Source organism: Stenotrophomonas genospecies 3, from assembly GCF_054473855.1.
Genome location: NZ_JBTMUR010000018.1, coordinates 51,635 through 61,223 on the forward strand (window position 1 = coordinate 51,635; position 9,589 = coordinate 61,223).

Consider the following 9,589-nt stretch of genomic DNA (forward strand, 5'->3'; position numbering starts at 1 on the left):
CGCCCGACGGGTTGGGCAAGGAGCCCAACCCTGGTCTTGCCGAGTGCGCAGGACAGCGCACGCGAGCAAGGCGCCATCGAGCCCCCATGGATGGGTTTACGGCGTGTCCTGGATCGGCTGGCCTGTAGCCTCCCCAGGGAGAAAGGAGGCGCTGAAACACAGGCCGGCCGTCAGCCTTCCATCTGCTCCAGCTCCTTGCCCTTGGTCTCGCGCACGTAACGGACCACGAAGAAGATCGAGAGGATCGCAACGACAGCGTAGATGCCGTAGGCCCCGGCCAGACCGATGCCGGCCAGCAGCATCGGGAAGGTCACGGTGATCGCGAAGTTCGAGGTCCACTGCGCCGCGCCGGCCACCGCCAGTGCCGGGCCGCGGATCTGGTTCGGGAACATTTCGCCCAGCATCACCCACATCACCGGGCCCCAGGACATGTTGAAGAACACCACATAGACGTTGGCCGCAACCAGCGCCAGCCGGCCCATGCCATCGGACAGCTGCAGGCGACCATCGGCCAGGCTGCCGCTGGCAAACGCCACCACCATCAGCACCAGCGCCACCGACATGCCAACCGAGCCGATCCACAGCAGCGGCTTGCGCCCGATGCGGTCGATCAACAGCACCGTCAGCAGGCAGGCGCCGATGCTCAGCGCTCCGGACAGCACGTTGATCAGCAGCGCGTCGCTTTCCGAGAAGCCCACCGCCTGCCACAGCACCGCGCCGTAATAGAACACCACGTTGATGCCGACCAGCTGCTGGAACATGGCCAGGCCAATGCCCACCCAGAGGATCGGGCGCAGCTTGCCGGTGACCGTGTCGCGCAGGTCGCTGAAGCGCGGCTTGTGCTGATCCTGGGCCAGGCTGGCTTCGATCTCGGCCTGCTTGGTCGCCGCTGCCGCCTCGCCGTACAGTCGCGACAGTACCGCCCTCGCCTGCTGCTGACGCCCCTTCAGGACCAGGAAGCGCGGGCTTTCCGGAATCACCAGCAACAACAGCAGGAACAGCCCGGACGGCAGCGCCTGCATCCAGAACATCCAGCGCCAGGCCTCATGGCCCAGCCATAGCGGCTCGGTTGACGCCCCAGCAGCTCGGGCCAGCAGGTAATTGCTGAGGAAGGCGGCGAACAGGCCGCAGATGATCGCCATCTGCTGCACCGTGGCCAAACGCCCGCGATAGCGCGCCGAGGCCACCTCGGCAATGTAGGCCGGCGACATCACGCTGGCCGCGCCCACCGCGAAGCCGCCGAGCACCCGTGCGGCGATGAACAGCCAGGAAGCGTGTGCGGCACCGGCGCCCAGCGCCGAGACCAGGAACATCAGTGCCGAGGCGATCAGCACGCCACGGCGGCCCAGGCGATCCCCCAGCCAGCCGGCCAGGAAGGCACCGATCGCGCAGCCCAGCAGCATCGAGGCCACTTCGAAACCGAGCGCCGCCTCGCTGGAGTTGAAGGCCTGGCGCAGGCCGTCGACCGTACCATTGATGACACCACTGTCGAAGCCGAACAGGAATCCACCCAGCGTGGCCACGCAGCTGATCAGGACGATGAATGCAGTGTTCTCACCACCATGGGAGGCGATGTTGGGCTGGGCTGGGGACATGAACGATCCTGCTGGAAAGGGGGCCGGCCATCCAACGCAGCCGGCTGACCCGCAGCGTCGCACAGGCCTCACCCTGCCGCCAACGACCACCACGGCCGCGCCTGCCAGACGCCCGATTTCCGCCCCGCGCCGACACCGGGGGCCAACCTGTTCTAGAATTGGCGGGTTCAGGAATCGATCCACCCCCAGCCCATGCCCTTTGTCGTCACCGAAAACTGCATCAAGTGCAAACACACCGATTGCGTGGAAGTATGCCCCGTGGATTGCTTCCACGAAGGCCCGAACTTCCTGGTGATCGACCCGGATGAGTGCATCGACTGCACCCTCTGCGAACCGGAGTGCCCGGTCAATGCGATCTTCCCGGAGGATGATGTCCCCGCCGGCCAGGAAGGCTTCGTCGCCCTCAATGCCGAACTGGCCAAAGAATGGCCGGTACTGACCGTGCGCAAGGATCCGCCCGCCGACGCCGGCGAATGGGACGGCAAGCCGGACAAGCTGAAGCTGCTGGAGCGCTGAGAAGCGCCTCTTGCGGCAACGAAAAGGGCGCCCATGGCGCCCTTTTTCGTTGCTCGGCAGATAGCATCCGCGCGATCCGATAGGTGCCAACCGCAGGATCCGGTAGCTGCCAACAGCAGGATCCGGTAGGTGCCAACCTTGGTTGGCACAGAAGCGCCGACCAAGGTCGGCCTCTACCCGGGCACGTGCGGACCTGGGCCCGCACCCACCCGACCGGCCCTTACTGGGCCAGCTTTGCCTTGAGCGCGGCGATCAGCTTCACCGGCGCTTCTGCAGTGGCCGGCAGGCCACGCGGGTCGACCGCGGAGATGTAAGCGCCGGCATCGACGGCGACCACGCGGACCAGGAAGTTGCTGCCTTCGTAGGCCACGTCATACGAGCCCAGCAGCTGCGCGCGGCTGGCGATGGTCACGCCTTCCACGCCTTCCAGCGCCGTGCCGACCTTGGCGAAAGCCTCGTCCTTGCCGCCGGCAATGGTGAAGCCGGTGTTGCCCACGGCCGGGGCCGCAGCCACCGGGGCCGCTGGCTTGGTCGCCGAGGCAAGGGTCGGCACCTTGTTGTCACTGGTGGCGTTGGGCAGGTTCAGGTCCGGCGGCACTTCCAGCGGACGCATTTCCGGGGCCAGGGCGTAGTCGCCCTTGACGCCACGCTTGAAGCAGCCGGTGGTGCCGGCGGCAACGGCCACCGCAAGCAGGGCGTAGGACAGCACGCGGACGGTGGATACGGATTGACGCATGTGAATCTCCTGGGTCAGACCAAGACGGAAGGTCAGTGGCTGGAAAGGGCTTCGAGGGCGGCGATGTCGCCGGCAAGATGATCGGCCGCCGGATGGTGCGCCGCCGACAGCGGCAGCAGCGGCAGGCGCAGGTCGTGACCGATGCCGATACGGCGCAGCAGCGCCTTGACCGGAATCGGGTTCGGCTCAACGCCGCAGAAATCATGGAACGGCTGCAGGCGCGCATCCCAGGACCCGGTGGCTTCGTGGTCGTGGGCGGCAGCCAGCTCGCACATCCGGCGGTAGGCGCCGGGCAGCACGTTGGAGCCGACCGAGATCAGGCCATCGATACCGGCCTGGATCGAGCGCGCCGCCGTACCGTCGTCGCCACTGAGCACGGCAAACTGCGGGCTGCGCAGGGCGAGCAGCGCCTGCACCCGGCCGGTGTCACCCACCGCCTCCTTGATGCCGACGATGTTGGGATGGCTGGCCAGTTCGGCCACGGTCTCCGGCTGCATGTCGCACCCGGTACGGCCGGGCACGTTGTACAGCACGACCGGCAGCCCGCCCTGGTCGGCAACCGCGCGGTAGTGGGCGATCAGGCCAGCCTGGGTCGGCCGCACGTACGGCGGGGTGACCACCAGCGCGTGGCTGGCGCCAAGCGCGGCGGCACGGCGGGTCTGTTCGATGGTCTTGGCGGTGCCCGACAGGCCGGTACCGGCCATGACCGGGATGCGGCCGCCGATGCGCTCAACCGCGCTGGCCAGCAGCAGGTCGTACTCGGCATCGGTGAGGGTCGCTGCTTCACCGGTCGAGCCGGCTACGACAACGCCATGGACGCCACCTTCCAGTTGCAGGTGCAGCAGGCGCTGCCAACCGTCGGGATCGAGGGCGCCGTCGGCCCGGAACGGGGTCGCCAGCGCGGTGATGAGGCCGGAAAGGGACAAGGACGTGCTGCTCTTGGCTGGAAAGGGAAAACGCCCGCCACGAAAGGCCGGGGGCGACCTGAATGTTACTTGCGGCGCGAAAGCACGGGCAAGTATGCTGGACACCGGTGGATCCCCGCCTCTGGCGGGCATTCAGACTAACGCATGCATTACCCGGAATCGCCTTGACCGACACCACCCCGCGCCCCGCGCCGAGCGAAAACCACCTCCTGATCAACGCCTACACGACGCATCCGGAGTCCCCCCTGCTGTCCGTCACCCGCCGCATTGCCGACAGCGGCTGCAATCTGGTGGACGCACGCCTGGCCACGGTCGGCCGCGATGTCTCGGTCACCGCCCTGGCCACCGGCTCCTGGGACTCGGTGGCCAAGCTGGAAGCGATGCTGACCCGGCTGGAGCGCGAAGAGGGCCTGAAACTGGTCTGGTACCGCACCGCCGCCAAGCAGGCGCAGTCCAACCTACTGCCATACATCGTCGAAGTGATCGCCGCCGACAAGCCCGGCATCCTGTTCCAGCTGGCCGATTTCTTCGACCGCCAGGGCATCACCATCGAGAACCTGCAGAGCACGCGCTACCGCGCCATGCAGACCGGTGCGGAGATGTTCAGCGCGCAGGTCACCATCGGCGTCCCGGCCAACATGCACATCGCCGCACTGCGCGACGACTTCCTTGAATTCTGCGACCACCTGAACCTGGACGCGATCATGGACCCGATGAAATTCTGATTCTTCGCGCGCCTCTCACGGGCGCGTGGCGTTTCATGCAATTGTCGTAGAAAGAACCCAGGCTCGACAGAAGGACCTCATGAACAACGGCGATACCCTGGACAGCACCACCCTCTCCTTGCCGCTGGCGCTGTCCGGTGGCGAACAGGCCACTCTCGGCGACTACGTCGGCCACTGGCTGGTGCTGTACTTCTATCCCAAGGACAGCACCCCCGGCTGCACCACCGAAGGCATCGACTTCAACGCACTGCTGCCGAAATTCAAGAAGGCAGGCGCGGTGGTACTCGGTGTCTCGCGCGACTCGGTGAAGTCGCACGACAACTTCTGTGCCAAGCAGGGCTTCAACTTCCCGTTGGTCAGCGATGGCGACGAAGCGCTGTGCAGCGCCTTCGACGTGATCAAGATGAAGAACATGTACGGCAAGCAGGTACGTGGCATCGAACGCAGCACCTTCCTGATTTCCCCCGACAGCCGCATCGTGCAGTCCTGGCGCAAGGTCAAGGTTGCCGGCCATGCCGATGCCGTTCTCGCCGAACTGAAGGCCTACCAGTCCAAGTGAGTCCCACTGCCTACTGTGTCTGCCATCACCCTGCCCCGCAGCAGGCCGTGGTGGTTTTTCCCTGTCCGTAACCAGGAATCGACGATGACCCGAGGCAAGCGCATCTACGTGCTGGATACCAACGTGCTGATGCACGATCCCACCGCGCTGTTCAAATTCGAGGAGCACGACGTCTACCTGCCCATGCAGGTGATCGAGGAGCTGGACAACGGCAAGAAGGGCACCTCCGAAGCGAGCCGCAACGCCCGCCAGGTGAGCCGCTTCCTCAACGAGCTGGTGCAGGAATCCGGCCTGGACAACCTGGCCGACGGCATTCCACTGCAGCGTCCCAATGGCCTGCAGCTGCGCGGCAAGCAGAGCGCCGGCAAGCTGCGCTTCCAGACCAGCCATTTCGACGCCGGCAAGAGCTTCGGCAAGGTCATCCCGGACAACGCCATCCTCGGCGCGATCCTGGCACTGAAGGAAGAAACCCCGGACCTGCCGGTGGTGTTCGTCTCCAAGGACATCAACCTGCGGATCAAGGCCGCGATCGCCGGCATCGTGTCCGAGGACTACGAGAACGACCGCGCGCTGGACGATTTCAGCCTGCTCTACACCGGCGCCACCGAGCTGCCGGAAGACTTCTGGAAGCGCCACGGCGATGACCTGCGCAGCTGGAGCGACAAGGGCCGCACGCATTACGAAATCCTGGCGCAGGATGGCGAGGAGTGGTACCCGAACCAGTACGTCTACCTGCCTGGCGAAGATGAAGTCGAGCTGCGCGTCAGCCGCGTGGTCGGCGACGGCAAGGTGGTGCTGTCACTGGTCGATGATTTCCGCCACGGCAGCCACGCCGTGTGGGGCATCAGCGCACGCAACCGAGAACAGAACTTCGCGCTCAACGCACTGATGGATCCGGAGATCGACTTCGTGACGCTGCTGGGTACCGCCGGCACCGGCAAGACCCTGCTGGCGCTGGCCGCCGGCCTGGCGCAGACGATGGACCAGCAGCGCTACCGCGAGATCATCATGACCCGCGCCACGGTCAGCGTCGGCGAGGACATCGGCTTCCTGCCCGGCACCGAGGAAGAGAAGATGACACCGTGGATGGGCGCGTTGACCGACAACCTGGAAGTGCTCACGCACAACCAGGAAGGCGGCACCTGGGGGCGCCAGGCGACCAATGACCTGCTCGCCAGCCGCATCAAGATCCGCTCGATGAACTTCATGCGCGGCCGCACCTTCCTGTCGCGCTACCTGATCCTGGACGAGGCGCAGAACCTCACCCCCAAGCAGATGAAGACGCTGATCACCCGTGCCGGCCCCGGTACCAAGATCGTCTGCCTGGGCAACGTCGAGCAGATCGACACCCCGTACCTGACCGAGACCACCTCGGGCCTGACCTACGCGGTGGATCGCTTCAAGAACTGGCCACATAGTGCGCACATCACCCTGCGCCGAGGCGAACGCTCGCGCCTGGCCGATTACGCTTCGGAGGTGTTGTGAACCGCTGCACCCGCCTGCTGCTGCCCACGGCTGCGATCGCCCTCGCAGCCGCCCTGGGTGCCTGCACCACCACGCGCGGCCCGGCCAGCGTGCCGACCGCCGAGCGTACCGGCCAATCCTGGGTGGTCACCCGCCCGATCATCGCCGCGCAGGTGCTCGATACCTGCTCGCGCCCCAGTCCCGGCCGCGAGGCCGGGCGGGTCAGTGGTTACTGGGCGCCCAGCCGGCAGCAGATCGACCAGCTGGAAGCGCAGCTGTCGTCGCTGGAATCACAGGTAACGAAGGTGCTGGACTTCGACCGCCAGTACGTCGGCATCGAAAGCGCCGGCAAGCGTCTGATCTACATCAACGCCTTCCATCTGCCCGACGACAGCGGCATCAACCCGGCACGGGAAGCGATCCGCGTCTGTGACGGCGGCACGCAGTTCTGGGGCGCGGTATTCGACCCGGCCAGCAACACTTTCAGCGAGCTGCAGTTCAACGGCGGCTTCGGCGGGCCCTGAGGGGCCCCGCCGATGGGAATACGCCTGCCCACCTGGGTCTGGATCGGCGCGGTCGCGCTCTCGTGCGTGGCCGGCATGGTCAACGTGGTCGGCTTCCTCGGTTTCGAGCACCAGGCGGTCAGCCACATGACCGGCAGCACCAGCCAGCTCGGCATGGCGCTCGCCCAGGGCGACTGGCGCGCAGTCGGCCATCTATGGGGACTGTTGATCGCGTTCTCGCTGGGCGCGATGCTCAGCGGCCTGCTGATCCAGGACAGCGCATTGCAGCTGGGCCGCCGCTACGGTGTCGCGCTGGCGCTGGAATCGGCACTGCTGCTGGTGGCCATTCCACTGTTCGAACAGCATCAGATCTGGGGCGCACTGGCCGCCGCCATGGCCTGCGGCCTGCAGAACGCGATGGCCACCACCTTCAGTGGCGCGGTGGTGCGCACCACCCACCTCAGCGGCATGTTCACCGACCTCGGCATCGGCCTGGGCCACCTGCTGCGTGGACTGCCGCTGCAGGTTCGACGGCTGACCCTCAGCGGCCTGATCATCAGCGGCTTCCTCGGCGGCGGCATCATCGGCGCCTGGTTGTTCATGCGCTGGCAATACGACGCCCTGCTCGCCCCCGCTCTGCTGACCGGCCTGACCGGGCTGGGTTATGTGGTGTACCAGCAGTGGGCGCGTTGGCGGCATTGAATCAAGGACATCCACGCATGGCGTGGATCTACCTTCCCCTGCGGGACCACGGCACAATCAACTGATGAGTCCGACCACTCCCGTTTCCGCCCTCACCATCGCCGGCTCCGACTCCGGCGGTGGCGCCGGTGTCCCTGCCGATCTCAAGGCCTTCGCCGCGCACCGCGTGCATGGCCTGGCCGTGTTCGCCGCGCTGACTGCACAGAACACCCGTGGCGTCACCGCCGTGCATGTGCCACCGATCGCATTCCTGCAGGCGCAGATCGAAGCCTGCTTCGATGACTTCGATATCCATGCCGTGAAACTCGGCATGCTGGCCAACGCCGAGGTGATCCATGCGGTCGCCGACGCACTGGAAAAGCATCGCCCGCCGCACGTGGTGCTGGACCCGGTGATGGTCGCCACCAGCGGCGCGCGCCTGCTGGAGGAAAGTGCACTCAAGGCCATGCGCGAACGCCTGCTGCCGTTGGCGACGCTGGTTACACCCAATACCCCGGAAGCAGAACTCCTGATCGGCCGGAAAATCGGCAACGGCGATGACGCCGAACAGGCTGCCTCTGCCCTGCTCGAGCTCGGTGCCGGTGCGGTGCTGCTGAAAGGCGGCCACCTGCAGGAAGGCAACCGCGTGATCGATCGCTACTTCGACGGCGTCAGCAGCGAAGAATTCATCCACGCCCGCCTGCCGCTGGACGCACATGGCACAGGCTGCACGCTCGCCTCGGCCATCGCCGCGCAGCTGTGCAACGGCCTGAGCCTGGCCAATGCCTGCGAAGCCGGCATCGACTACGTTGCGCGCGGCCTGCAGCAGGGCTACGCGCCTGGCCGCAGCGAGGTGCTGGTACTCGATCACTTCGGCGCGGCACCGCACGCATGAGTCTCGCACCGGACGTCGTTGCCGTGCAGTGCACTGATGGCCATCGCTACGAAGTGATCGCCTGCGTGCCCGCACAGCCCATCGCGCGCCTGCTGTGGCTGCCAGCGCTGGGCGTGGCCGCGCGTCACTACCTGCCACTGGCATTGGCGCTGGCGGCGAAGGGCGTGGCGGTCTACCTGCATGAGTGGCGCGGCAACGGCAGCAGCTCACTGCGCCCCTCGCGCACGCAGGACTGGGGCTATCGCGAAGTACTCGAACAGGATCTGCCGGCCAGCCAGGCCGTCCTGGCCGCAGCCGATGACGCCACCGACGCCCTGCCCTGGATCATCGGTGGACACAGTCTGGGCGGGCAGCTGGCCTGCGTGCATGCCGGCCGCAACCCGCAGCACTTCAACCGGCTGTGGCTGGCGGCCAGCGGCTCACCGTTCTGGCGTGGCTTCCCACCACCGCGCGGCTGGCTGCTGCCGCTGGTCTATCGTTTCCTGCCGTGGATCGCGCAACGCCAGGGCGTGCTGCATGGGCGGCGCCTCGGCTTTGGTGGCACCGAAGCGCGCGGGCTGATTGCCGACTGGGCACGCGTTGGCCTGAACAACCACTACGCCGCGGCCGGCATGAACGAAGACCTCGATGCGCAGATGGCGCGCGTGCATGGCAGCGCACAGGCCGTGTTGATGGAGCACGACTGGTTGGCACCGACCGGATCGATGCAGACGCTGCTGGCGAAGCTGCCGAATGTGGACGCGCAGCTGCGCGTGCTGTCCGCGCAGGAACTGGGCACGCGCGCCGATCATTTCGCGTGGCTGAAGGCGCCGGAGGCCGTAGCTGACAGCTTTTTCATTCAGTTGGATGAAAATTTTCACAAAACTGTTGACGGTACGCGCCGACATCCGCATAATTCCGCTCCTGTCGCAGGGCGCCCGTAGCTCAGTTGGATAGAGTACCTGGCTACGAACCAGGCGGTCGGGAGTTCGAATCTCTCCGGGCGCACC

At 66.3% G+C, this 9,589-nt stretch carries 11 protein-coding genes and 1 tRNA gene; 9 read left to right on the top strand and 3 right to left on the bottom strand.

Annotated features, from left to right (window positions below):
- Positions 1 to 170 precede the first annotated feature (170 nt).
- Positions 171 to 1,595 carry a sugar porter family MFS transporter gene (locus ACX9OT_RS19845; protein WP_071229267.1) on the bottom strand — a complete coding sequence of 475 codons (1,425 nt, stop codon included), beginning with the start codon at positions 1,593 to 1,595 and terminating at the stop codon, positions 171 to 173.
- A 192-nt stretch (positions 1,596 to 1,787) separates the two neighbouring features.
- Here ACX9OT_RS19845 and fdxA point away from each other — a divergent pair, with 192 nt between their 5' ends.
- Complete coding sequence (fdxA, locus tag ACX9OT_RS19850) at positions 1,788 to 2,111, top strand: ferredoxin FdxA (RefSeq protein WP_005409054.1); 324 nt, start codon at positions 1,788 to 1,790, stop codon at positions 2,109 to 2,111.
- Positions 2,112 to 2,331: 220 nt separating this feature from the next.
- Here fdxA and ACX9OT_RS19855 read toward each other — a convergent pair whose 3' ends face one another.
- Complete coding sequence (locus ACX9OT_RS19855; RefSeq protein WP_006432432.1) at positions 2,332 to 2,847, bottom strand: hypothetical protein; 516 nt, start codon at positions 2,845 to 2,847, stop codon at positions 2,332 to 2,334.
- A 32-nt stretch (positions 2,848 to 2,879) separates the two neighbouring features.
- A complete protein-coding gene (dapA, locus tag ACX9OT_RS19860; protein WP_049463695.1) occupies positions 2,880 to 3,773 on the bottom strand; it encodes a 4-hydroxy-tetrahydrodipicolinate synthase in 894 nt (297 codons plus the stop codon).
- Between the two features lie 164 nt (positions 3,774 to 3,937).
- On the opposite strand from dapA, the gene ACX9OT_RS19865 reads away from it, so the two are divergent.
- The 8 genes from ACX9OT_RS19865 (at position 3,938) to ACX9OT_RS19900 (ending at position 9,587) form a co-directional block, all read left to right on the top strand.
- Positions 3,938 to 4,498, top strand: a complete 561-nt coding sequence (locus ACX9OT_RS19865) for a glycine cleavage system transcriptional repressor (RefSeq protein WP_005409051.1) — start codon at positions 3,938 to 3,940, stop codon at positions 4,496 to 4,498.
- Between the two features lie 79 nt (positions 4,499 to 4,577).
- Positions 4,578 to 5,057: a peroxiredoxin gene (locus ACX9OT_RS19870; protein ID WP_459003341.1), complete on the top strand. Its 480-nt coding sequence runs from the start codon at positions 4,578 to 4,580 to the stop codon at positions 5,055 to 5,057.
- Between the two features lie 84 nt (positions 5,058 to 5,141).
- Positions 5,142 to 6,542, top strand: a complete 1,401-nt coding sequence (locus ACX9OT_RS19875; protein ID WP_010484287.1) for a PhoH family protein — start codon at positions 5,142 to 5,144, stop codon at positions 6,540 to 6,542.
- On the top strand, positions 6,539 to 7,045 hold the full coding sequence (locus ACX9OT_RS19880) for a hypothetical protein (protein WP_071229265.1): 507 nt from the start codon (positions 6,539 to 6,541) through the stop codon (positions 7,043 to 7,045). Before ACX9OT_RS19875 ends, ACX9OT_RS19880 begins: the two co-directional genes overlap by 4 nt.
- Before the next feature lie 12 nt (positions 7,046 to 7,057).
- Entirely contained in the window at positions 7,058 to 7,726 is a 669-nt protein-coding gene (locus ACX9OT_RS19885) for a YoaK family protein (RefSeq protein WP_071229264.1), read from the top strand.
- Between the two features lie 64 nt (positions 7,727 to 7,790).
- Complete coding sequence (gene thiD / locus ACX9OT_RS19890; protein WP_032128843.1) at positions 7,791 to 8,600, top strand: bifunctional hydroxymethylpyrimidine kinase/phosphomethylpyrimidine kinase; 810 nt, start codon at positions 7,791 to 7,793, stop codon at positions 8,598 to 8,600.
- Positions 8,597 to 9,523: an alpha/beta hydrolase family protein gene (locus ACX9OT_RS19895; RefSeq protein ID WP_049421725.1), complete on the top strand. Its 927-nt coding sequence runs from the start codon at positions 8,597 to 8,599 to the stop codon at positions 9,521 to 9,523. Before thiD ends, ACX9OT_RS19895 begins: the two co-directional genes overlap by 4 nt.
- A tRNA-Arg gene (locus tag ACX9OT_RS19900) sits at positions 9,514 to 9,587 on the top strand. Before ACX9OT_RS19895 ends, ACX9OT_RS19900 begins: the two co-directional genes overlap by 10 nt.
- The last annotated feature ends 2 nt before the right edge of the window (positions 9,588 to 9,589 follow it).